Annotated in this window: 20 protein-coding genes; 12 read left to right on the forward strand and 8 right to left on the reverse strand. The window is 73.9% G+C overall.

What is annotated here, in order from left to right; all coding sequences use genetic code 11:
• Nucleotides 1-32: 32 nt before the first annotated feature.
• Together AC3IYI_RS36845 and AC3IYI_RS36850 are read left to right on the forward strand one after the other, a co-directional pair.
• Nucleotides 33-1,556, forward strand: coding sequence for an MFS transporter (locus AC3IYI_RS36845; RefSeq protein ID WP_489407771.1), 1,524 nt, complete (start codon nt 33-35; stop codon nt 1,554-1,556).
• Between the two features lie 156 nt (nt 1,557-1,712).
• Nucleotides 1,713-2,666 carry an IS481 family transposase gene (locus AC3IYI_RS36850; protein ID WP_489407772.1) on the forward strand — a complete coding sequence of 318 codons (954 nt, stop codon included), beginning with the start codon at nt 1,713-1,715 and terminating at the stop codon, nt 2,664-2,666.
• Here the strand turns inward: AC3IYI_RS36850 and AC3IYI_RS36855 are convergent.
• From AC3IYI_RS36855 to AC3IYI_RS36865, 3 genes are read right to left on the reverse strand one after another with little or no spacing between them, the layout of a single operon-like run.
• A complete protein-coding gene (locus AC3IYI_RS36855; RefSeq protein ID WP_489407773.1) occupies nt 2,663-3,805 on the reverse strand; it encodes a serine hydrolase domain-containing protein in 1,143 nt (380 codons plus the stop codon). The genes AC3IYI_RS36850 and AC3IYI_RS36855 overlap by 4 nt on opposite strands.
• A complete protein-coding gene (locus tag AC3IYI_RS36860) occupies nt 3,802-5,589 on the reverse strand; it encodes a carboxylesterase/lipase family protein (protein WP_489407774.1) in 1,788 nt (595 codons plus the stop codon). The genes AC3IYI_RS36855 and AC3IYI_RS36860 overlap by 4 nt, the downstream gene beginning before the upstream one ends.
• Nucleotides 5,589-6,101, reverse strand: coding sequence for a mycothiol transferase (locus AC3IYI_RS36865; protein WP_489407775.1), 513 nt, complete (start codon nt 6,099-6,101; stop codon nt 5,589-5,591). Before AC3IYI_RS36865 ends, AC3IYI_RS36860 begins: the two co-directional genes overlap by 1 nt.
• A 184-nt stretch (nt 6,102-6,285) precedes the next feature.
• Here AC3IYI_RS36865 and AC3IYI_RS36870 point away from each other — a divergent pair, with 184 nt between their 5' ends.
• Both AC3IYI_RS36870 and AC3IYI_RS36875 read left to right on the forward strand, forming a co-directional pair.
• On the forward strand, nt 6,286-7,329 hold the full coding sequence (locus AC3IYI_RS36870; protein WP_489407776.1) for a hypothetical protein: 1,044 nt from the start codon (nt 6,286-6,288) through the stop codon (nt 7,327-7,329).
• A 132-nt stretch (nt 7,330-7,461) separates the two neighbouring features.
• Nucleotides 7,462-8,496 carry a PHP domain-containing protein gene (locus tag AC3IYI_RS36875; protein WP_489407777.1) on the forward strand — a complete coding sequence of 345 codons (1,035 nt, stop codon included), beginning with the start codon at nt 7,462-7,464 and terminating at the stop codon, nt 8,494-8,496.
• Between the two features lie 87 nt (nt 8,497-8,583).
• Here the strand turns inward: AC3IYI_RS36875 and AC3IYI_RS36880 are convergent, their stop codons facing one another.
• A complete protein-coding gene (locus tag AC3IYI_RS36880) occupies nt 8,584-9,357 on the reverse strand; it encodes a VOC family protein (protein WP_489411808.1) in 774 nt (257 codons plus the stop codon).
• A 201-nt stretch (nt 9,358-9,558) separates the two neighbouring features.
• On the opposite strand from AC3IYI_RS36880, the gene AC3IYI_RS36885 reads away from it, so the two are divergent.
• From AC3IYI_RS36885 to AC3IYI_RS36900, 4 genes are all read left to right on the forward strand, one after another.
• Nucleotides 9,559-10,644, forward strand: a complete 1,086-nt coding sequence (locus tag AC3IYI_RS36885) for a GNAT family N-acetyltransferase (RefSeq protein ID WP_489407778.1) — start codon at nt 9,559-9,561, stop codon at nt 10,642-10,644.
• 142 nt (nt 10,645-10,786) lie between these two features.
• Complete coding sequence (locus AC3IYI_RS36890; protein ID WP_489407779.1) at nt 10,787-11,758, forward strand: isopenicillin N synthase family dioxygenase; 972 nt, start codon at nt 10,787-10,789, stop codon at nt 11,756-11,758.
• Nucleotides 11,759-11,873: 115 nt separating this feature from the next.
• Nucleotides 11,874-12,407: a GNAT family N-acetyltransferase gene (locus tag AC3IYI_RS36895; protein ID WP_478685493.1), complete on the forward strand. Its 534-nt coding sequence runs from the start codon at nt 11,874-11,876 to the stop codon at nt 12,405-12,407.
• A gap of 186 nt (nt 12,408-12,593) precedes the next feature.
• Nucleotides 12,594-13,760, forward strand: a complete 1,167-nt coding sequence (locus tag AC3IYI_RS36900) for a YncE family protein (RefSeq protein WP_489407780.1) — start codon at nt 12,594-12,596, stop codon at nt 13,758-13,760.
• 6 nt (nt 13,761-13,766) lie between these two features.
• Here AC3IYI_RS36900 and AC3IYI_RS36905 read toward each other — a convergent pair whose 3' ends face one another.
• Complete coding sequence (locus tag AC3IYI_RS36905) at nt 13,767-14,522, reverse strand: HNH endonuclease family protein (protein WP_489407781.1); 756 nt, start codon at nt 14,520-14,522, stop codon at nt 13,767-13,769.
• A gap of 176 nt (nt 14,523-14,698) precedes the next feature.
• Nucleotides 14,699-15,250: an HAD domain-containing protein gene (locus tag AC3IYI_RS36910; protein WP_489407782.1), complete on the reverse strand. Its 552-nt coding sequence runs from the start codon at nt 15,248-15,250 to the stop codon at nt 14,699-14,701.
• Nucleotides 15,251-15,434: 184 nt separating this feature from the next.
• Between AC3IYI_RS36910 and AC3IYI_RS36915 the strand changes: the two genes are divergently transcribed.
• The 3 genes from AC3IYI_RS36915 to AC3IYI_RS36925 all read left to right on the forward strand — a co-directional run bounded on the left by AC3IYI_RS36915 (nt 15,435) and on the right by AC3IYI_RS36925 (nt 18,460).
• Nucleotides 15,435-16,796, forward strand: coding sequence for an FAD-dependent oxidoreductase (locus tag AC3IYI_RS36915; protein WP_489407783.1), 1,362 nt, complete (start codon nt 15,435-15,437; stop codon nt 16,794-16,796).
• 238 nt (nt 16,797-17,034) lie between these two features.
• On the forward strand, nt 17,035-17,700 hold the full coding sequence (locus AC3IYI_RS36920) for a molybdopterin-dependent oxidoreductase (protein ID WP_489411809.1): 666 nt from the start codon (nt 17,035-17,037) through the stop codon (nt 17,698-17,700).
• Nucleotides 17,684-18,460 (forward strand): cytochrome b/b6 domain-containing protein, encoded by a 777-nt coding sequence (locus AC3IYI_RS36925; protein WP_489407784.1) that lies wholly within the window; start codon nt 17,684-17,686, stop codon nt 18,458-18,460. Before AC3IYI_RS36920 ends, AC3IYI_RS36925 begins: the two co-directional genes overlap by 17 nt.
• Here the strand turns inward: AC3IYI_RS36925 and AC3IYI_RS36930 are convergent.
• Nucleotides 18,423-18,896, reverse strand: a complete 474-nt coding sequence (locus AC3IYI_RS36930; protein ID WP_489407785.1) for a MarR family winged helix-turn-helix transcriptional regulator — start codon at nt 18,894-18,896, stop codon at nt 18,423-18,425. The two genes, AC3IYI_RS36925 and AC3IYI_RS36930, sit on opposite strands and share 38 nt — an antisense overlap.
• Nucleotides 18,897-19,023: 127 nt before the next feature.
• Here AC3IYI_RS36930 and AC3IYI_RS36935 point away from each other — a divergent pair, with 127 nt between their 5' ends.
• Nucleotides 19,024-19,434 (forward strand): organic hydroperoxide resistance protein, encoded by a 411-nt coding sequence (locus AC3IYI_RS36935; protein ID WP_250741571.1) that lies wholly within the window; start codon nt 19,024-19,026, stop codon nt 19,432-19,434.
• Nucleotides 19,435-19,505: 71 nt separating this feature from the next.
• On the opposite strand, the gene alc is transcribed toward AC3IYI_RS36935, so the two are convergent.
• Nucleotides 19,506-20,627: an allantoicase gene (alc, locus tag AC3IYI_RS36940; RefSeq protein ID WP_489407786.1), complete on the reverse strand. Its 1,122-nt coding sequence runs from the start codon at nt 20,625-20,627 to the stop codon at nt 19,506-19,508.
• Between the last annotated feature and the right edge of the window lie 188 nt (nt 20,628-20,815).

A 20,815-nucleotide genomic window follows, 5' to 3' on the forward strand; every position in this document is an offset into this window, starting at 1 on the left:
AAAACCGTGAAGCAACCGTGAACGGAACCCCCATGCACACCCCCACGCAGGACCCGCGCCGCTGGATCGTGCTCACGATCCTCTCCGGCAGTCTCCTGCTCATCTCGATGGACACCACGATCCTCAACGTGGCCTTCCCCTCGCTCGTCGGCGACCTCCAGCCGGGCGCCGTGCAGCAGCTGTGGATCATCGACATCTACGCACTCGCCCTCTCCGGGCTCCTGGTCACCGCGGGCGCCCTCGGCGACCGCTGGGGCCGCAAGCGTCTGCTCATGGCGGGCTTCGCCATCTTCGCCCTCGCCTCGCTCATGGCCGTGTTCTCCACCGAGGCCTGGCACGTCATCGCGGCCCGCGCCCTCCTCGGCGTCGGCGGCGCCGCGATCATGCCCTCCACCCTGTCGATCCTGCGCAGCGTCTTCACCGACGCCAAGGAACGCGCCTTCGCCCTCGCCGTCTGGGCCGCCGTGTTCGGCGGCGGCATGGCCTTCGGCCCCGTCGTAGGCGGCCTGCTCGTCCAGGACTACGGCTGGCACTCCGCCTTCCTCCTCAACCTGCCCGTCACCGCGGTGATCGTCGCGGCCGGCCTGCGCTACCTCCCCGAATCCCGCTCCCCGCGCTCCGCCGGAAAGTGGGACTGGACCGGCGTCGGCCAGTCGATCGTCGGCATGCTCGCCCTCGCGGGCGGCATCAAGCAGCTCGGCAAGAGCGGTGTCGCCGACCCGCTGCCCTGGGCCCTGCTGGTCCTCGCCGTCGTCGCGCTGACCCTGTTCGTCCGCCGCCAGCTCCGCGTGGACAACCCGCTGCTCCAGGTCCGGCTCTTCATGAAGCCCGCCTTCAGCGTGGCCGCCACCGCGATCTTCCTGCCCATGGTGGGCATGGGCGCGATCCTGTTCCTGGTCACCCAGTGGTTCCAGTACGGCCAGGGATACACCCCGCTGGAGGCGGGCCTGCGCCTGCTGCCCGCCCCGCTCGCGCTGATCTGCGCCTCGATGGTCGCCCCGACCCTCATGCAGCGCTTCGCGATCCGCCACGTGCTCGGCGGCGGCCTGGTGGTCCTCGCCACGGGCATGGCCCTGCCCTGGACCCTCCAGCAGTTCACCGGCCTCGGCTACCCCGCCTTCGCCGCGGCGCTGACCATCATGGGCCTGGGTGCCGGCATCGCCACGACCGTCGCCTCGGTGACCCTGATCTCCGCGGCCCCGGCCGACGAGGTCTCCAGCGCCGCCGCCATCGAGGAGACCTGCTACGAGCTCGGCTCGGCCATGGGTGTCGCCATCCTCGGCTCCACCGCCGCCTCGCTCTACCGGGGCAACCTCCCGGCGCTGGACCTGGACTCCGCCACGCTGGCCGCCGTACGGGACTCCGTGGGCGAGGCCGCCCACGCCGCCGAACAGCTCGGCGGCGGCGTCGGCCGGACCCTGCTCGACGCCGCCTCGCAGGCCTACACCCTCGCGATCACCCCGGCGTTCCTGCTGGCAGGCGTCCTCGCGATCGCCGCCGCGGCGACCACCTGGACCCTGATCCCGCGCGACCTGCGGCCGACCGAGAACCACTGACGGGCGTAGCGGAGGGGCGTACCGACGGCCTAGGTGTATTGCCCCGGGAGGTTGTGGACGGGTGATGGAGGTCTCGGCTGAGGCGTCTTGAACGGGTGAGGGCCTTCCGGGTTCGGTGTGGATTGCGACGTCTACACCGAACGACAGAAGGCCCTCATGCCCCACCGTAATGCACCCCTGACCGAGACCGGACGGCTGCGACTGGCCCGCTGCGTGGTCGAGGACGGCTGGCCGTATCGGCAGGCCGCCAAGCGTTTTCAGGTCTCACCCACCACGGCCCAACGGTGGGCCGACCGCTACCGCGCTCACGGTGAAGCCGGCATGCACGACCGGTCCTCGCGCCCGCACCGCAGCCCGCGCCGGACACCGACCCGCACGGAGCGGAGGATCATCAAGGTCCGCCTCCTGCGCAGGTGGGGACCGGCCCGCATCGCTCATCTCCTGCGGCTGGTGCCCTCGACCGTCCACCGCGTCCTGACCCGGTTCGGGCTGGCCCGCTTGACCCACCTGGACCGGGCGACCGGCCGTGTCATACGCCGCTACGAACGCGAGAAGCCCGGCGAACTCATCCACGTCGACATCAAGAAGCTCGGCAACATCCCCGACGGCGGCGGCCACAAGACCCTCGGCCGTCAGGCCGGCCGCAAGAAACGGCCCCGCCTCGGCTATCAGTACATCCACACCGCCGTCGACGACCACTCCCGCCTCGCCTACAGCGAGATCCTGACCGACGAGAAGAAGGAGACCGCCACCGGCTTCTGGACCCGGGCCCAGGCCTACTTCACCGCCTGCGGGATCACCGTCGAACGCGTCCTGACCGACAACGGGTCCTGCTACAAATCCCACGCCTGGCGCGACCTGCTGACCGCGGCCGGGATCACCCACAAGCGGACCCGGCCCTACCGGCCCCAGACGAACGGCAAGGTCGAACGGCTGAACAGGACCCTGCTGGAGGAATGGGCCTACGCCCGCCCGTACCAGTCAGAGCAGGAACGACGCGACGCCTTCCCCCAGTGGCTGCACTCCTACAATCACCACCGCGGACACACCGCGCTCGCAGGCAAACCACCCGCCAGCCGCGTCCCCAACCTCACAGGGCAATACACCTAGGCGGCCGCGTACGCCCACACCGCGCGCATCGTCTCCGGTGCCGGCGACGGGCCGGTCAGCTCCCGCTGGGTCAGCAGGATGGTGACCGCCCCCGTCGCGGGGACGATGTGGGCGGCGGTGCCGGTGCCGCCGATCCAGCCGTAGCGGCCCGGCACGTTCCACGGTTCGGCCGGCGTGACGTCGACCGACCCGCCGAACCCCCAGCCCTGGCCCTCCAGGAACAGTTCGGCCCCGGCCCGCTGCGCCGGGGTCAGCCAGTCGGTGGCCATCCGCCGCACCGAATCGGCCGAGAGCAGCGGGCCGCCCCCGTCGAGCAGCATCCGGGCGAAGCGGTGGAGGTCGTCCACCGTCGAGACCAGCCCGCCCGCGCCCGACGGGAAGGCGGGCACCGCGCTCCACTGCCCGTCGGGGCCGTCCACGAGGTCGAGGCCCCCGCCCGCGCCGGCCCGGTAGAAGTGCGTGAACCGGCCCGACTGCCCCGCCGGCACGGCGAAACCGGTGTCGGGCATGTCCAGCGGCTCGAAGATCCGCTCCGCCAGGAACTCCGGCAGCGAGCACCCCGCCACCCGGGCGATCAGCACCCCCAGCACGTCCGAGCAGGTGTTGTACAACCAGGCCTCGCCCGGCTGGTGCAGCATCGGGATCCGGCCCAGCGCGGCCATCCACTCGTCCGGCCCCGCGACCTCCTGCGGTCGCGGCGGGCCCTGGCGCAGCTCGCCGAAGAGCGGTGAGACCGCCGGGAGCGAGAAGTCGGAGGGGAAGCCCCACCCCGCGCGCAAGGTCATCAGGTCGGCCACCGTCACCGGCCGGTTCGCCGGGACCACGTCGTCGACCGGGCTCGCGGGAGTCCGTACGACCACCGGTGCGGCGATCTCCGGCAGCCAGGGCGCGACCGCGTCGGTCAGCGCGAACCGGCCGTCCTCCACCAGCATCATGACCGCCGCCGCCGTGACCGGCTTGGTCAGCGAGGCGATCCGGAAGATCGAGTCGCGGACCATCGGGGCCTCGCCCCCGGCGTCCGCGCAGCCCACGGCCGCCACCTCGGGTTCCTTGTCGTCGCCCCGGTCCACCAGGGCCACCGCCCCCGGCAGCGTCCCGTCGTCCACGTACGGCTGCAGGATGTCGGTCAAACCGGTCACGAGCCCGCCCTTTCGAGAGCCTGTCCTACGGAGAGAGCCTGTCCCACGGAGTCCCACAGCCCGCAGTGGTGCCGGGCCGCCGCGTCCACGGGCCGGATGCCGCCCGAGGGGCCCGGCGCCAGGGACAGGACGGCGGGGGAGCGCGGCCACCAGGGCCCCGTCCCGGGAGCGTTCGGATCGCCGGTCGCCGCGAACCGGGTCCAGTAGCCGGTCATCCGCTCCGCGAGCACCCGCTGCGCGGCGCTCATCGGGAGACCGGTGTCGAAGAGGTACGGCAGCTCGGACCCGTGCGAGGCCCCGTACGGGAAGCCCGCCACGGGTGGCAGCCCGCTGAAGTCCGGTGCGCGGCGGTCGTCGAACCCGTAGTCGTACGTGGGCACGTGCCGCGCCAGCGACCGGCTGTCCCGCAGCTGCGGGCAGACGAAGGAGGCGTCCGTCAGCACGGCGGCGAAGGCCAGCGCGGGTGTCGGATGGGCCGTCACCGGATAGGCGGCCTCGACGAGTCCGGCGTGTGCCCCGAAGACGGAGCGCAGCCGGGACCGGTAGGCCGGCGGGTCGGCGACCGGGTGGGCGGTCAGGGTCTGCCCGAGGAAGATCCGCATTTCGTCGCGGGTCGAGCCCTGCACCACCGGGACCCGGTGGAACTCCCCGCGTTCCAGGGCCCGCCGGGGCTCCTCGGGGAGCAACCGGGTGCCGTAGGACACCGCGGAGAAGAGCGTCATGAGCTCGGGGGTCGCCAGGGCCTCGGGGGCGAGGCCGCGCAGGCACCCCAGTACCTCGTCGTCCGTCGGGCGGCCGCAGCCGAGCCGGACCGCCGCGGCGGCCCCCTCGGCCGTGGTGCGGTGCTCCGCCGCGAACGGCTCGTAGGCGGGCAGCGCGGGGAGCAGCGAGTGCGCCGGGACGGTGAGCGAGCAGGAACCGCTCTGCACGATCGCCCGGTGGAACAGGCCGGCCGAGGCGGGGGAGGTGAGGTGCAGGCAGACGCTCAGGGCGCCCGCGGACTCGCCGAACACGGTGACGTTGCCGGGATCCCCGCCGAAGCGGGCGGCGTTCGCCCGCACCCAGCGCAGGGCGGCCTGCTGGTCGGCCAGCGCGAAATCGGGGGCCCCGTGGAGCGCGGGATGCCCGAAGAGCCCGAAGATCCCGAGCCGGTAGTTGACCGTGACGACCACGGCCCCACCCGCCGACGCCAGCCGGCCCGGCCGGTACAGGTCCCCGGCGCCGTTCACGAACCCGCCCCCGTGGAACCAGACCATGACGGGACGGCCGGAGGTGTCCGGGGCTGCCGGCTCTGAGGCCGCCGGCTCCGGGGCGGTGACGTTGAGGAACAGGCAGTCCTCCGAGCCGCTCGGGCCGCCCGGTCCCACCGCGGGCAGCTGCACGCAACGGGCCCCGGGCGCACCCGCGTCCCGTACGCCCGCCCAGCGCGCGGCGGGCTCCGGAAGGCGCCAGCGCAGCGGCCCCGTCGGCGCGGCGGCGTACGGGATGCCCTCGAAGGTGCGGTACCCGGCGGCCTCCCGCCCGCGCACCGCTCCCCGGTCGGTCCCGACGACGGGCCGCTCGGCGAGGCGGGCACCGGTGCCGGTACCGGTACCGGCGCCAGCTCCGACAGCCGCGCCCGAGCGGTGGTCGGTCCAGCCGGCCCGGGCTCGGGCGAGCGGCGCGGAGCTGGTCCCGGCCCCGGCCCCGGCCCCGGGCCCGCCCGACGGGGTGGCCGCGGCCAGGGAAGCCGGGGCGGCGGCCACCAGGAGGAGGGTCAGCAGCAGGGCTCCCGCGGACGCCATCAGCGGCCCCTCGTCAGCACGCCCCGGACGAAGGCCGCCTGCCCCGCGTGCTGGAGGTCGTCGCCGATCACGCTGACCAGCCGCACCCCGAGGGTCACCGGCGGGTCCCACCGCTCGTCGACCACCCGGTCCAGGTCGGCGGCGGACAGCCCCCGCAGGAAGTGCTCCGTCTGCGCGTGGACGGCGTCGAAGTACCCCAGCAGGAGCTCCCCCGAGCCGACCCGGACGGTGCCGGCCTCGCGGGCGGTGTGCCCGTAGCCGGTCGACCCGGGGGGCAGCCCCAGCCCGAACCGCTCCTCCCAGCCCTGCCCGTCCCAGACCTGTTCCCAGCCGGCCGCGTCCGCCACGTGGTCGTCCTGGATCCGGGTCAGGTGCCAGACGAGCCAGGTGATCGAGTTCGCACCGGGATCGATCCGCGCGTCGAGCTGTCCGGGCTCCAGCCCCTCGACGGCCTCGTGCACCACGCCCTGGATCCGGCCGAACGCGTCGGCCAGTACCTCCGTACCCTTCATGCCCCCACCATGCCCACGCCGGGCGCCGACCGGGCCCGCGGCACCGCGGGGGACCCCCGTTTGCCCGCCCCGAATGGCGCAGCGCGGCCCGGTGCCGCTGAATGTAACAAAGCGTGCGCTTCCCATGACGCACGATGACCGGCGTGCGATGTGTAGACCCGCGCGTCGGCGAACGGAGCCTTCCATGAATGACCCGATCACGCTCGCCGCGACGGATTACGAAGAGCCGCGCCGGCTCCCCGACATCACGGACGTCCGGCCGTCGGCCCCCGGCACGGACGACCTCGACTTCGGCCCCGAGCCCGGCCCCCGGACCGAATCCGGGACCGCTCCCGATGCCCAGGCCGGTCCCCAGGCCGCTCCCGGGGCAGGGGGCGCGCCCCGCCCGGACCCCGCACCCCGGCCCTCGGCACCAGCCGCGCACACCCTCCTGGAGACCGCCGCCACCGGCCGCCCCATACGGGAGGTCACCGATCTGGTGAACCTCCTCAAGGACTCCGGACAGGTCCCCAACCCCGGACACACGGCGCTGCGCGCGGCGGCCGTATCCCGGCCCGTCCACGAGGTCCGCGAGATGATGACCCTGCTGGGCGAGCCCCCGCACGAGGGGGTCGAAACCGACATCGCGCTGCGGGCCGCCGCCCTCGGCCGGCCCATCGAGGACGTGGCCCTGCTCGTCAGCATCCTCGGCACCGGCGAACAGCCCGCGCCGCACCGCCCCGACGAGCAGGCGGACCGGGTGCGGACCCCCGTCCACGCGCCCGCACCGCAGGCCCAGGCCCCGGCCCGGAGCCAGTCCACGACGCCGGTCCGGGGCCCGGCAGGGCCGGGTAAGGGCGCGCTGCGCCACATACTGCGCTGGCCGGTGGCCTTCGCACTGCTCCTCTGCGGTGCGCTGCACGTGCCCGGCGATCTGGCGGCCCTGGCCTCCGGAGACCCCGGCGGGTTGCTCGCCCTGGCCGTCACCCTGCTCTGCCTGACCGCCGGCGCCCTGCTGGCGGTACGGGACACGGCCGGCGCCTGGCGGGCCGGCGCGGTGGTCGCGCTCGGCGTGGCCGGGCTCCACGTGGTCGGCGGCGTCACCGGGTTCGACCCGCTCGGCGGCGCGGTCGGCGGCTCCCTGGAGTGGGCCGGCATCACGGCGGTGCTGAGCGCGGCGGCCGGCGCCGTACTCGCCGGCCTGGCCCTGCAGTACCGTCCGGCGGCCGACCCGGCCGACGGCGCCTGACCGGGCGGAGCGGGGACCCGGGTCCGAGACCCGGGTCCCCGCTCCGCCGCTTCGCCGTCCCCGCCGTCCCCGCCGTCCCCGCTGTGCTGTCGTGCCGTTTGCCGTTTGCCGTTTCGCGGAGGGAGACACGCGATGGACCCGGTGGCCGCGCTGGACCGGATCGCCTTCCTGCTGGAACGCTCCCAGGAGCCGACCTACCGGGTCCACGCCTTCCGCGGGGCGGCCGCCGCCGTCGGACGGATGGGAGAGGGAGAGCTCGCCGAACGGGTCGCCGCCGGCACCCTCGAAGCCGTCAAGGGCATCGGCCCCAAGACCGCCCAGGTCATCCGCGAAGCCTTCGGCGGCGAGATCCCCGCCTACTTGCTGCGGCTGGAGGACGAGGCCGCGGCCCACCCCGAGGGCCCGCCGGCCGGCCCCGAAGCCCTCGCCCTGCGCGCGGCCCTGCGCGGCGACTGCCATCTGCACTCCGACTGGTCGGACGGCGGCAGCCCCATCGAGGCGATGGCCCGCGCCGCGGCCTCCCTCGGGCACGACTGGGCGGTGCTCACCGACCACTCGCCCCGCCTCACCGTCGCCCGGGGGCTCTCCCCGGAGCGGCTGCGGGAACAACTGCGGACCGTCGCCGAACTCAACGAGACCTGGGCTCCCTTCCGGCTGCTCACCGGCATCGAGTGCGACATCCTCCTCGACGGCTCGCTGGACCAGGAGCCGGAGCTCCTGGCCGAGGTGGACCTGGTGGTCGGCTCGGTCCACTCCAAGCTCCGGATGGACGCCCCCGCCATGACCCGGCGGATGGTCGCCGCCGTGCGCAACCCGCACCTGGACGTCCTCGGCCACTGCACCGGGCGGCTGGTGACGGGAAGGGGCCGCCCCGAGTCGGAGTTCGACGCCGAGGCCGTCTTCGCGGCGTGCGCCGAGTCGGGCGCCGCCGTGGAGATCAACAGCCGGCCCGAGCGGCTCGACCCGCCGCGCAGGCTGCTGCGGCTCGCCGTGGCCGCGGGCACCCTCTTCGCGATCGACACCGACGCGCACGCCCCGGGACAGCTCGACTGGCAGACCCTCGGCTGCGAACGCGCCGTGGAGTGCGGGGTGACGGCCGACCGGGTCGTCAACACCTGGTCCGAGGCCGAGCTCCTCGACTGGACCCGGACCCGTCGGACGCCGTAGATCCGGTAGGCCCGGTAGTTCCGGTTGATCCGGCAGCCCCGGTAGATCCCGCAGCCCCGGTAGATCCGGCGGACCCCCGTAAACCCGTCAGTCCCCGTCAGTCCCGCCTGCCCCACCGGCCCCGTCGTCCGTCCGGGACGAGGTGAGGGTGAAGAGCGCCCCGTCCGGATCGCGCAGCGACACCCACCGCTCGGTCCCGCTCGACCCGGGCTCGGACACCGTGCGGCCGCCCAGCGCGACCGCCGCCTCCACCGCCGGCTCCAGCGCGGGCACCCGGAAGTGCACGTGCCAGCGCGGCCGGGTGTACGGACTGTAGGAACCCGGCTCCACGGGACCGCTGTCGAGGCGCGCCACCGGCTCCCCGTCCTGGCGCAGCACGACGCGGTCCTCCTCGTACGCGACCTCGCAGCACCCGGCGCGGCCGGTGGCCCACTCGAGCACCTCCCCGTAGAAGATCGCCGACTCGAAGGCGTCCCGGGTGCGCAGCTCCAGCCAGGCCGGAGCCTGTCCCGACCCGACCCGCCAGCCCGAGGAGACCTGGCCCTCCCAGATCCCGAACACCGCCCCGTCCCGGTCCGCCGCCAGCGCCCCGCGGCCCCCCGACTCGAAGGAGACCGGGCCGACCGCGATCGTGCCGCTGCGTTCCCGGATCCGGTCCGCCGCCACGTCGGCGTCGTCGACCGCGAAGTACGGGGTCCAGGCCACGGCCACTGCGAGATCACCGGCCAGCGCCCCGATCCCGGCCACCGGCATCCCGTCCAGCTCGGCCACGCTGAAGGCCTCGCCGAGCCGCGCGGGCCGGAACCGCCAGCCCGCGACCTCACCGTAGAACCGCTGCGCCGCACCGAGATCCCGGGCCATCAGGCTCACCCAGCAGGGCGCCCCGAAGACGTCCCTCGTCGAAATCTCCACCGTTTTGCTCCGCCCTTCACCGGGGCGCGGTCAGCGCGCCGTCCCGGCACAAGCAGTAGCGCCCCGGCCCCGGCGCGGCCGCGCAGGCGCGCCACCGGGCCTCGGATATCCCCTTGGCGGCCCGCGGGAACGACACCTAGGGTTCGCCGGATGATGATGTACAAGGGTTCCCCCGCGACCGCCACCGACATCGACTCGGCGGTATCGCTCGCCACCGAAGCACTGCGTGCGGTGACTCACCGCGACTGGAGCACCCCGGCCGCAGGGCTGGACTGGAGCTGCCACGACACCGCCGTGCACGTGGCCGAGGACCTGGTCTCCTACGCTGCGCAGCTCGCCGTGCGCGCCACCGACGCGTACGTCCCCCTGGAGGTCCGGGCGGATGAGGGCACCACCCCGGCCGGGGTGCTCGACATGATCACCGCCTCCGGCCGCTTCCTGTCCGCCATCGTGTCCCTCGCCAAGCCGGAGGACCGCGCGTGGCATCCGGCGGGGATGGCGGATCCGGGCAGCTTCGCGGCGATGGGCGTCATCGAGACGCTGCTGCACACCCACGACGTGCTCGGCGGTCTCGGCGTACACGACTGGCAGCCCGGCCCCGAGCTGCCCGCCCTGGTCCTGGACCGCCTCTTCCCGCACCTCCCGCACGGAGACGCCGACGACTCCTGGCGCACCCTGCTGTGGGCCACCGGCCGGGGCGAACTGCCCGGCCGGTCCCGGCAGACGATCTGGCGCTGGTACTTCGACCCCGTCCCGGCCGAGCGCGTACTGCTCTGCGAGATCACCCCGAACGTGGCGGCCGACCTGCACGCGGGCGGCACCGGAGGTTTCGTCTGGGCCGAAGACGGACCCGGCGAGGGCACGCGGTACGCCGCCGGCAGGACGGCCGAGGCGCGCGAGAAAGGCGTGTACCGGCCGGGCTGGGGCCCGTACGCCATCATCCGGGCGAGCGACCGGCGGGCGATCGGCGGCATGGGCTTCCACACGGCCCCGGACGCAGAGGGCCGTGCCGAACTGGGCTACGACCTCCTCCCGTCGGCGCGCGGCCACGGCTACGCCACCGAAGCGGCGAAGGCCCTCTCCGGCTGGGCCTTCGGGCAGCCGGGCTGCACCTTGCTGGCGGCCGAGGCGGACGACGACAACGCCCCCTCGCACGGGGTGCTGCGCCGGGCCGGTTTCACGGAGGCGGGCTCCGGGGAAGGCACGGTCCGGTACACCCTGAGCTCGCCGAGCTAGGGCCTGTCGTCAAACTCCCGTCTGCCGCGCGACGCCTGGCCCTAGGCCGTCTCTTTCGGACCCTGCCTGACCGGCAAGATCCGAAAGATCCCGGCCGGGCCGGGCTCGGGCAGCCCTCCCGATCCGGAAAGCAGGTCCCGCCGTGGTGAGTTCCCAGGTCCCCGTGATCGATCTCGGCCCGTGGCGCTCCGGCGGGCCCCAGGCCCGCCGGCAGGTCGCCTCCCGCGTCGACGAGGCGCTCCAGGCGGCCGGGTTCCTGCTGGTGACCGGGCACGGAGTGGACCCGGAGCTGCCGGGGCGGATCCGGGAGGCGGCGCGGACCTTCTTCCGGCTCCCGGCCGCCGCCAAGGCCCCGTACGCCGTGCCGGTCGGCGGCCGGGGCTGGCTCGGCCCGGGGGCCGAGGCCAACAGCTACGCGGAGGGCGCGGCCTCCCCGCCCGACCTCAAGGAGTCCTGGTCCTTCGCGGCGGAGGAGCCGACCGGGACCGCGTCGGTGGACGCCGAGTGGTTCCGGCCGAACGCGTGGCCGGCCGAAGTGCCCGCGCTGCAGGGGCCGGTGACGGAGTACCTGTCCGCGATGCGGGCCCTGTCCGACGAGCTGCTGGAGCTGCTGGCGGCCGCGCTCGGCCTGGAGACGGACCACTTCACCCGGCACACCCGCCACCCCACCTGGGGGTTCAACCTCAACTGGTACCCCGGCACCGAGCTCCTCGGCCCGCCGCTGCCCGGCCAGTTCCGAATCGGCGCGCACACCGACTTCGGCACCGTCACCGTCCTCGACCGGCAGCAGGGCGCGGGCGGACTCCAGATCCACACCGACGCCGAGGGCTGGCAGGACGCCCCGTACGATCCGGCCGCGCTCACCGTGAACATCGGAGACCTGATGGCGCGCTGGACGGGCGACCGCTGGCGGGCGGGCCGCCACCGGGTGCTGCCGCCGCCCGCCGACGCGCCAGCCGAGGAGCTGATCTCGCTGGTCTACTTCTACGAGTGTGATCCGCACACCCGCGTGGAATCGCTCCCGGCGCCGCTGGGCCGGATCGCGCACGAGCCCGTCGACTCGCACGTCCACCTGAGGGCGCAGCTCGATGCGATCACCGTCCCGGAGGGGTAGCAGGGGGGTAGCAGGGGGGTAGCAGAGGGGTAGGGCGGGGCGGCGGCGGGGGAGCGGGCGAGCCCGTGGGGGACCCGATTACCCGATGTCCGGCGCGTTCGGCAGGATGGGACTCATGACCGAGATCCGTACCCCCCGCCTCCTCCTCCGCCGCTGGTCCGAGGACGACCTCGTCCCCCTGTCGGAGATCAACGCCGACCCCGAGGTGATGCGCTGGATCGGCGACGGCGAGACCCTCGACCTGGAGGAGACCGCCGAGACCATCGAGCGGTGGGAGGACGAGTGGGACGAGGAGGGCTTCGGGATCTTCGCCGTGGAGCTGCTGGCCTCCGGCGAGCTGATCGGAGCCGTGGGGCTCTCCATGCCGTGGTGGCTGCCCGAGGTCCTGCCGGCGGCCGAGATCACCTGGCGGCTCGGCCGCTCCTACTGGGGCCAGGGCTACGGCTCCGAGGCCGCGCACGCCACCCTGGAGTTCGCCCTCCAGGACCGGGGCCTCGACCGGGTCGTCGCCATCAACCGGGCGGGCAACGACGAGTCCGAGAACGTGATCCGCAAGCTGGGCATGACCGCCGAGAAGGACATCAACCACCCGGAGACCGGCGCCCTCCTCAACCTCCACGGCATCGACCTGACGGAGTACGAGGGCTGAGCCGCCCTGCTCACCTCCCGCGCCCGGTCCGGCTCCCCGGCCCGGCGCGTCCCCGCATCGACCGATCGGACGACCCCGCTGTCGGCCGCCGGGCCGAGCGGTCCGGTGGCCCCGCGAGGTGAGGATGGGTACGGGGGAGCGGGCGCACCACCGGCCCCGCCCCCGGAACCGAGAGGGGCCACGCCCATGCCGCAGCACGACCGCCCGCACCCGCGCCGCCGCGTACGGGGAACCCGTACCGCCCTCGCCGCCCTCGCCGGCGCCCTGCTGCTGGGGGCCTGTTCCACCCCCGGCGCACCGGCAGCCGCCGCGCCCGCGGCCTCCGCGGCCTCCCCGCTCCCGACGGACGCGACCACTCCTGGCGGCACCCTCCTGGTCGCCGACTTCGGGGCCGACACCGTCACCTTCGTGGACCCGGAGCGCGGCGCGGTCGCCTCCGTGCCGGTCGGCAGGGCCCCGTACGGCCTGGTGGTCGGCGCGGACGGCCGGGCCTGGGTGGCCACGGCCGAAGGGGTCGCCGTCGTGGATACCCGGAAGCGGACCCGGCTGGCCCTGATCCCTTACCGCACCACCGGCACCGGGCCCGTGACCGGCGGCGAGTACCGGGGCGGCGGCATGGGCATCGGGCTCTCGCCCGACGGCGCGCACGCGTACGTCGGGGTCAACGTGCCCGGGACCACCGGCGTCCTCGAGGTCATCGACACGTCGAAGAACAAGGTCACGGGGGTGGTCCCGGTGGGCCGACGGCCCTTCGACGTGGACGTCTCGCGCGACGGCTCCGAGGTGTACGTCACCGGCCACGACTCCTTCGACGTCACCGTCGTGCCGGTCGGATCCGGCGGCCCTGCCGGATCGGCGCCGCCGCGCCGCCTCGAGGTCGCCCCGTACGGGACGGAGGGCGGCCTCGCCTCCTGGCTGAAACCGCACTACGCCGTCGTACGGCCGGCGGACGGGATGCTGCTGCTCCCCTTCGAGGGCGAGCGGCTCGCGGTGGTGGACCCGGAGACGGGCCGCACCACGGTGGAGGAGATGACCGCCGACACCCACCAGCACGGGGCCGCGGTCACGGCGGACGGCCGGCTGCTGGTGGTCGGGACGGGGGCCGTGGAACCGGGCAAGGGCAAGGGCCCCTCCCTCACCGTCCGTTCCCCGGACGGCTCGGAGCGGGTGTACCCGCTGGACGGGCCGCACGAGGACGTGGCCGTGTCCCGGGACGGGCGGACGGCCTACGTCACCGGGGGCTACACCCGCGACGGCTACTGGAACGGCATCACGGTCGTGGACCTCGACAGCGGGAACAGCCGCCGGCTCGCGGCGGGATCGCGTCCCCTGGGCATCGCGGTCCTGGGGTGAGTGACGTCAGGCCGCGCAGGTGTCCAGCATGGTGGAGAGCATCTTCTTCTCGGGCTCGGTGACGGTCAGGCCGTACACGGACTTGACGGTGGTCCAGGCCCGCCCGTACTGGCACCAGGAGGTCTTCGACGGCGGCTGCCACAGGTCGGGACTCTGGTCGCCCTTCGAGCGGTTCGACGAGGCCGTGACCGCGAGCAGTTGAGGGTGCGCCAGATCGTTTGCGAAGGCCTTGCGCTTCGCGGCGTCCCAGCCGGCCGCGCCGGAACGCCAGCCTTCGGCGAGGGGCACCATGTGGTCGATGTCGATCTTCGAGGCCTCGGTGACGACCACCTCGTCGTACAAGCTCTTCCACGTGCCGGACACGGCCTTGCACTGGGAGTCCCGGGTGACGTTCGCGCCGTCCCGCCGGAGGATGACCTCGCGGGTGTCGCACTTGTCGCCCTGCTCCGCCCAGTGCGTGAACTTGTCCCGGCTGTAGCCGGACATGGTTCCCGGCGGGGCCACCTTCAGCGCGGCCAGCTGGGTACGGGCCACGGAGGCGCCGACCATGCCGGGGAGCACGTCGCCGGAGGTGGGCTTGGCGTCGGCGGGCGCGGACGTGGCGGGTGCGGACGCGGAGGGCGTCGCACCGCCCGGCTTCCCGTCGTCGCCGTGAGCCCTCCCGGCCCCCGCCCCGGCCCCCGTCGCCCCGGAACAGCCGGCTGCGGCCAGCAGCAGCACGGCCGCCAGTACCGCACCGGGCACACGTATCTGACGCCCCATGACCCCACCCCGAACCCCGCCGCACACTGTGTCCCGGGAAGACTACCCATGCCGGACGGGGCCCGAAGCCGCGCTCGTTGGCCCGGCGGTGCGGCGAACGCTCCCCGGGCGTACGCCGGGTGGCGCGCGGGGGCGGCCGCGGAGCCGGGCGGTGCGGGGTCCGCGGCTGTCCGGGCTCAGGCGCCGTGTGTGCGCAGCCACGCCTCCAGGACGGCGAAGTCGGGCTTGCCGAGGCCGATCCGGGGGTCGACCCGGTGGAGGAGGGCAGGGCCGGGGTGGTGGGCGGCCACCCACCGGCGGTCCGCGTCGCCGATCTCGTCGTCGACCCAGACGAACGCCCGGCCCGCCGCCCGGGCGACGAGGCCGGCGGTCTTCCAGTGCGCTGGGCCGCCCGGGCGGCCCGGGCCGTCCGCAGCGGAGGGCTCGGACCACTCCACCACCGGCAGGGCCGGCAGCCCGAGCCGAGGGCCGAGAACCAGGTTCGCGTCCTCGCCCCAGGTCGTGGCCCACACCAGCTCGCACGGCAGCGCCGCGAGCAGGGGGCCGAGCGCCGGATCGACCCGGGAGAGGAGGGGATGGTTGTTGGAGGCGTCGGCCGCGCCCGGAGCCTCGTAGACCGGGTGCCCGTGCGGGGAGCCGAACGGGATCAGCGGGCCGTCGACATCGAGGAAGAGGAGGGGGCGGCGGGCGCGCGAGGTCTCGGGGTGGTGGGCGGGGTCGGTGTCCATGCGGCCCATGGGTATCACGGGGTTCCGGCCAGCTCCTGGATGCCGCCGGAGGCCCCAAGCGCAGCTTGGGGATGCCATAAGCCAGGGTTATAGGGGCATAACCAAGGGGCGGGTGCCGGGTTAGGTTGCCCTTAGCTTAGGGTTCCCTTGATCGAGTGTTTCGTCGTTCGAAGGGAACCCAGCCATGCCTCGCCCCCTGCGGGTAGCAATCGTCGGTGCCGGCCCCGCCGGCATCTACGCCGCCGACGCCCTGCTGAAGTCCGAGGCGGCCGCCGAGCCGGGTGTGTCCATCGACATCTTCGAACGGATGCCGGCCCCCTTCGGTCTGATCCGCTACGGCGTCGCTCCCGACCACCCCCGCATCAAGGGCATCATCACCGCCCTGCACCAGGTGCTCGACAAGCCGCAGGTCCGCCTCTTCGGCAACGTCGACTACCCGAACGACATCAGCCTCGACGAGCTGCGCTCGTTCTACGACGCCGTGATCTTCTCCACCGGCGCCACCGCGGACCGCGCGCTCACCATCCCGGGCGTCGACCTCGACGGCTCCTACGGCGCCGCCGACTTCGTCTCCTGGTACGACGGCCACCCCGACGTGCCGCGCACCTGGCCGCTGGAGGCCGAGAAGGTCGCCGTCCTCGGTGTCGGCAACGTGGCCCTCGACGTGGCCCGGATCCTCGCCAAGACCGCCGACGAGCTGCTCCCGACCGAGATCCCGGCGAACGTCTACGACGGCCTCAAGGCCAACAAGGCCCTCGAGGTCCACGTCTTCGGCCGCCGCGGCCCCGCGCAGGCCAAGTTCAGCCCGATGGAGCTGCGCGAGCTGGACCACTCGCCGAACATCGAGGTCATCGTCAACCCCGAGGACATCGACTACGACGAGGGTTCGATCACCACCCGCCGCTCCAACAAGCAGGCGGACATGGTCGCCAAGACCCTGGAGAACTGGGCGATCCGCGACATAGGCGAGCGCCCGCACAAGCTCTTCCTGCACTTCTTCGAATCGCCCACCGAGATCCTCGGCGAGGACGGCAAGGTCGTGGGCCTGCGCACCGAGCGCACCGAGCTCGACGGCACCGGCAACGTCAAGGGCACCGGCACGTTCACCGACTGGGACGTCCAGTCGGTCTACCGCGCCGTCGGCTACCTCTCCGACGAGCTGCCCAAGCTGCCGTGGGACGTCGACTCCGGCACGGTGCCGGACGAGGGCGGCCGCGTCATCGAAGCCGGATCGCACCTGGCGTCCACGTACGTCACCGGCTGGATCCGCCGCGGGCCCATCGGCCTGATCGGCCACACCAAGGGCGACGCCAACGAGACGGTCGCGAACCTGCTCGCCGACCACGCGGACGGCCGCCTGCTGACGCCGGCCGCTCCCGAGCCGGAGGCGGTGGAGACCTTCCTCGCGCAGAGGGAGGTCCGCTTCACGACGTGGGAGGGCTGGTACAAGCTCGACGCCGCCGAGAAGGCGCTGGGCGAGCCGCAGGGCCGCGAGCGCGTGAAGCTCGTCGAGCGCGAGGACATGCTCAAGGCGAGCGGGGCCTAGTCCGGTTCCGCGGTCCGGCCGGTCCCGCTGCGCGCGGGTCCGGCCGGACCTGCCTGACTCCCGCCCGAGCGCGTCTTACGGAAGTCTGACGGGCGGGCGCGGACCCTGGCCGCCGGGGCGGCGCAGGTGGTCGAATCGGCACGTGAGCACAGACCAGCAAGCCGCCGCCCCGGCCCCCGATCCAGACCCCGACCCCGACGGCCGCGGTGCCCCCGTGGGTCGGCGGCTGCTCCTCGGCATGGTGGGGCTCGGAGCCCTCGGCCTGATCCTCGCGCCGCGACTCCAGTCCGGGGTCGACGCCGTACTGGGCGCGGCCGCGGACAAGGACCCCACCGGGCTCACCGGACTGCTGCCGGGCGGCGGCGGGTTCCGGTACTACTCGGTCGCCTCCTCGGTCCCCGAACGCGGCCCGGCCGACTACCGGCTGACCGTCGACGGCCTGGTCGAGCGCCCGGCCACGTACACGCTCGACGCGCTGCGGGCCCTGCCGCAGACCCGGATCGTCCGCGACGTTCAGTGCGTGACGGGCTGGCGGGTCCCCGCGACCCCCTTCGAGGGCGTCCCGCTCTTCCGGCTCCTGGACGCCGCCGGGGTCCATCCCGAGGCCCGCGCGATCCGCTTCACCTGCTTCGACGGCACCTACAGCGAGAGCCTCACGCTCCCGCAGGCACGCCGCGAGGACGTCATGGTCGCCCTGAACATGCAGGACAAGCCCCTCAGCCACGCCCACGGCGGTCCGGTTCGCCTCTACGCGGCCCCCATGTACTTCTACAAGTCGGCGAAATGGCTGTCGGGCATCACCCTCACCCGGGACGTGCGGCCCGGCTACTGGGAGGAACTCGGCTACGACGTCGACGCCTGGGTCGGCAAGTCGAACGGACGCGACGATGCCCCGACCGTCTGAACTCCCGGCCGGACCCCCGGCCTCCGAGGCGGGCGACGCGGCCGCCGCCGAAGCCGCAGCCGAACACCCCGCCCGCGTACGCCGGTTCGGCCGCGCGCAGCGACTGGTCCACCTGGCCACCGCCACCCTGAGCGGGGTGTGCCTGGCGAGCGCCGCCTGCCTCTACCTGCCGCCCCTCGCCGAACTCGTAGGCCGCCGCCACCTCGTGGTCACCGTCCACGAGTGGTCCGGACTGCTGATTCCGGCCCCCGTCCTGCTGGGGCTCGGCTCCCGGGCCTTCCGCGGGGACCTGCGCCGGCTGAACCGCTTCGGCCCGCACGACCGCACCTGGCTGCGCTCCGCCCTGCGCCGCGACCACCGGCCGTCCGCGCGCCCGGCGGGCAAGTTCAACGCCGGGCAGAAGCTCTACGCGAGCTGGAGCGCCGGGGCGGCCCTGGTGATGCTCGGCACCGGTCTGCTGATGTGGTTCACCGGGCTGGCGCCGCTGTCCTGGCGGACCGGGGCCACCTTCGTCCACGACTGGCTGGCCATCGCGCTGACCGTGGCCGTCGTGGGCCACGTCATGATGGCCCTGGGGAGCCCGGAGGCGCGGCGCGGCATGCGGACGGGCTCGGTGGCCGCCGACTGGGCCCGGCGTGAGCACCCCCTGTGGCGCCCGCACGGATCCTCCGCCGCGCGGGCGGTGCGCCCGGATCCACCTGCTCCGTCGGCTCCTGCTCCGGCTACTCCGGCGGAACCGCAGCGTCCAGGGCGTCGGTGAGCCGCCGCAGGCGCTCCTGAAGCTCCTTGATCTCGCCGAGTTCGAAGCCGGTCGCGGCCGCGATGCGCCGGGGCACCTCGACGGCCCGGGCGCGCAGGGCCGTACCGGCCTCGGTGGGCCGTACGTGCACGGACCGTTCGTCGGCCGCGCTGCGCTCGCGCACGAGCAGACCGGCGGCTTCCAGCCGCTTGAGGAGGGGGGAGAGGGTGCCCGAGTCGAGGCGCAGGTGCTGCCCGAGCTGTTTGACCGGCATCTCCCCGTGCTCCCACAGCACCAGCATCACCAGGTACTGGGGGTAGGTCAGCCCGAGGTCCTTCAGGATGACGCGGTAGAGCCCACCGAAGGCGCGGTTCGCCGCGCCGAGCGCGAAGCAGATCTGGCTGTCGAGGCGCAGGAAGTCCTGGTCGGGGAGGGTGTCGGTCGGTTGCTCGGTCATGGGGGCAAGTGTACCCGGGGGTGCCGTGTCGGCAACTAAATTGTGCACAACTTAATTGTGTGCCATATTGATGGAGCGAGGCCGTCGGTCGACGGCCCGCCTCCGCCCCGTGAGAGGAACCCCCGAGATGGACGCGATCTACACCGCTGTCGCCACCGCCAACGGCCGCGAAGGCCGCGCCGTCAGCTCCGACGGTCAGATCGACCTGGCGCTGGCCATGCCGCCGGCCCTCGGCGGCAGCGGCCTGGGCACCAACCCCGAGCAGCTCTTCGCGGCCGGGTACGCCGCCTGCTTCGCCAGTGCCCTCGGGCTGGTCGGCCGCCAGGCCAAGGTCGACACCAGCGAGATCTCGGTGACCTCGGAGGTCTCCATCGGCAAGGACGGTGCGGGCTTCGGGCTGGCCGTCGTCCTGCGCGTGGAACTCCCCGAGGCCCTGATGGGCGAGACCGGCACCCTGCTGGTCAAGCAGGCGCACGAGGTCTGCCCCTACTCCCGGGCCACGCGCGGCAACATCCCCGTCGAGCTCGTCGTCGAGTAGTCCCGGCCGAGTGGTCCCGTGAGCTCCGGGCGGCAGCCCCGAGCGGGTCGCCGGAGCGGCCGTCCTCCCCGTCAGAGCGCCGCGCCCGCCGCACGCGCCGCGCGGGCGGTGAGGGCGGCCGCTCCGGCGTCGGTGAGCCGGCCGTGCAGGCGCAGGCGGGCGAATCCGCCGTCGGGGTACACGTCGATCCGGGCGTGCGTGGCCAGGGCCGGCGCGGTGAGCGGCAGCCGGTGCGGGCTGTCGGGCTCCAGCCGGGTGCGCGGCAGGACCTGCGTCCACACGCCGTCCGCACCGTCCTTGACGGACAGCGACACCCAACCGGCGGCGTTCCCCTTCAAGTTCGCGGTGTCCACCTCCACCGCACGGATCTCGCACTGCCCCGCCAGCCGGTACGCGATCCAGTCGTTCCCCTTGTCGCGGCGCCGACGCGTCTCCCAGCCGTCGTCCTGCTTCTGCGACAGCCCCGGCATGATCGTGTTCCCGGGGGAGGAGTAGAAGCCGTCCGAGGCCTCCTCCACGACCCCGCCGTTGACCACGCACGCCACGTCCACCGTGCCCAGCAGGGCCAGCCACTGCGGATCGGGCAGCACCTCGCCGTGGACCCGCAGACGCGCGATGCCGCCGTCGGGGTGCTGGTTGATCCGCAGGTGGGTCCAGCGGCGCCCCGACCCGACCGCGAACCCGTTTGCGGCGTGGCCGCGCACCGCAGTGCGGGGCACGATCTCCTCCCAGGCGTCCGCCCGTTCGAGGAGCTCGGCGGTCGAGGGCGTCCCTTCGAAGGCGGCCGCCCACACGCTGACCTGCTGCGGGTGGTTGCCGCGGAAGTGTGCGGTGTCGACGACGATCCCGCGGATGACGCCGGGGGAGCCGAGGCGGATCAGCGCCCAGTCGTGATCGGAGTCCGCCGGGAACGGCTCGTCCGCGCCCGCCCCGCGCCGCCGCCGGGTCTCCCAGCCGTCCATCACCTTCCCCTTGTTGCCGTAGTCGTGCACGTCGAAGGCGGCCGCAGTGCGCAGCAGGAGGTTCTCCCGCTCGGCGAAGAACTCGTCGTTGGCCGCGACGACCCCCGCGCCGAGCCGGCGGTCGGCGAGGTCCGTCAGGTGGGAGAACTCGAAGGTGCCGCCCCGGTAGTCGGCGTACGGGTCGCCCGAGACGTAGGGCGCGGCGGCGAAGTCGGTGGTCGGGAACTGCATGCGCGGATGCCTGCTTTCCTTTGGGGAGAGGGGAGTTGGGGCTTGGGGTGATGCCTTGACTCTCGCCCACCGGGATTGCACAGGTCCATCGATTGTTTTCGATCATTCCTTTCAGGAGAGCTGAAAGGTCGGGCCCCGGTCCGGCCAGTGCCGGTGACCGGGGCCCCGTGACTCCGTAGCGCCGTAGG

Source organism: Streptomyces sp. GL_148 (assembly GCF_057834205.1).

What these genes read in the sequence shown, in the direction of transcription:
- AC3IYI_RS36845 (WP_489407771.1), top strand. Translation starts at nt 33, where the DNA reads ATGCACACCCCCACGCAGGACCCGCGCCGCTGGATCGTGCTCACGATC.
- AC3IYI_RS36850 (WP_489407772.1), top strand. Translation starts at nt 1,713, where the DNA reads ATGCCCCACCGTAATGCACCCCTGACCGAGACCGGACGGCTGCGACTG.
- AC3IYI_RS36860 (WP_489407774.1), bottom strand. Translation starts at nt 5,589, where the DNA reads ATGGCGTCCGCGGGAGCCCTGCTGCTGACCCTCCTCCTGGTGGCCGCC.
- AC3IYI_RS36865 (WP_489407775.1), bottom strand. Translation starts at nt 6,101, where the DNA reads ATGAAGGGTACGGAGGTACTGGCCGACGCGTTCGGCCGGATCCAGGGC.
- AC3IYI_RS36870 (WP_489407776.1), top strand. Translation starts at nt 6,286, where the DNA reads ATGAATGACCCGATCACGCTCGCCGCGACGGATTACGAAGAGCCGCGC.
- AC3IYI_RS36875 (WP_489407777.1), top strand. Translation starts at nt 7,462, where the DNA reads ATGGACCCGGTGGCCGCGCTGGACCGGATCGCCTTCCTGCTGGAACGC.
- AC3IYI_RS36880 (WP_489411808.1), bottom strand. Translation starts at nt 9,357, where the DNA reads ATGGCCCGGGATCTCGGTGCGGCGCAGCGGTTCTACGGTGAGGTCGCG.
- AC3IYI_RS36885 (WP_489407778.1), top strand. Translation starts at nt 9,559, where the DNA reads ATGATGATGTACAAGGGTTCCCCCGCGACCGCCACCGACATCGACTCG.
- AC3IYI_RS36895 (WP_478685493.1), top strand. Translation starts at nt 11,874, where the DNA reads ATGACCGAGATCCGTACCCCCCGCCTCCTCCTCCGCCGCTGGTCCGAG.
- AC3IYI_RS36900 (WP_489407780.1), top strand. Translation starts at nt 12,594, where the DNA reads ATGCCGCAGCACGACCGCCCGCACCCGCGCCGCCGCGTACGGGGAACC.
- AC3IYI_RS36905 (WP_489407781.1), bottom strand. Translation starts at nt 14,522, where the DNA reads ATGGGGCGTCAGATACGTGTGCCCGGTGCGGTACTGGCGGCCGTGCTG.
- AC3IYI_RS36910 (WP_489407782.1), bottom strand. Translation starts at nt 15,250, where the DNA reads ATGGACACCGACCCCGCCCACCACCCCGAGACCTCGCGCGCCCGCCGC.
- AC3IYI_RS36915 (WP_489407783.1), top strand. Translation starts at nt 15,435, where the DNA reads ATGCCTCGCCCCCTGCGGGTAGCAATCGTCGGTGCCGGCCCCGCCGGC.
- AC3IYI_RS36920 (WP_489411809.1), top strand. Translation starts at nt 17,035, where the DNA reads ATGGTGGGGCTCGGAGCCCTCGGCCTGATCCTCGCGCCGCGACTCCAG.
- AC3IYI_RS36925 (WP_489407784.1), top strand. Translation starts at nt 17,684, where the DNA reads ATGCCCCGACCGTCTGAACTCCCGGCCGGACCCCCGGCCTCCGAGGCG.
- AC3IYI_RS36930 (WP_489407785.1), bottom strand. Translation starts at nt 18,896, where the DNA reads ATGACCGAGCAACCGACCGACACCCTCCCCGACCAGGACTTCCTGCGC.
- AC3IYI_RS36935 (WP_250741571.1), top strand. Translation starts at nt 19,024, where the DNA reads ATGGACGCGATCTACACCGCTGTCGCCACCGCCAACGGCCGCGAAGGC.
- alc (WP_489407786.1), bottom strand. Translation starts at nt 20,627, where the DNA reads ATGCAGTTCCCGACCACCGACTTCGCCGCCGCGCCCTACGTCTCGGGC.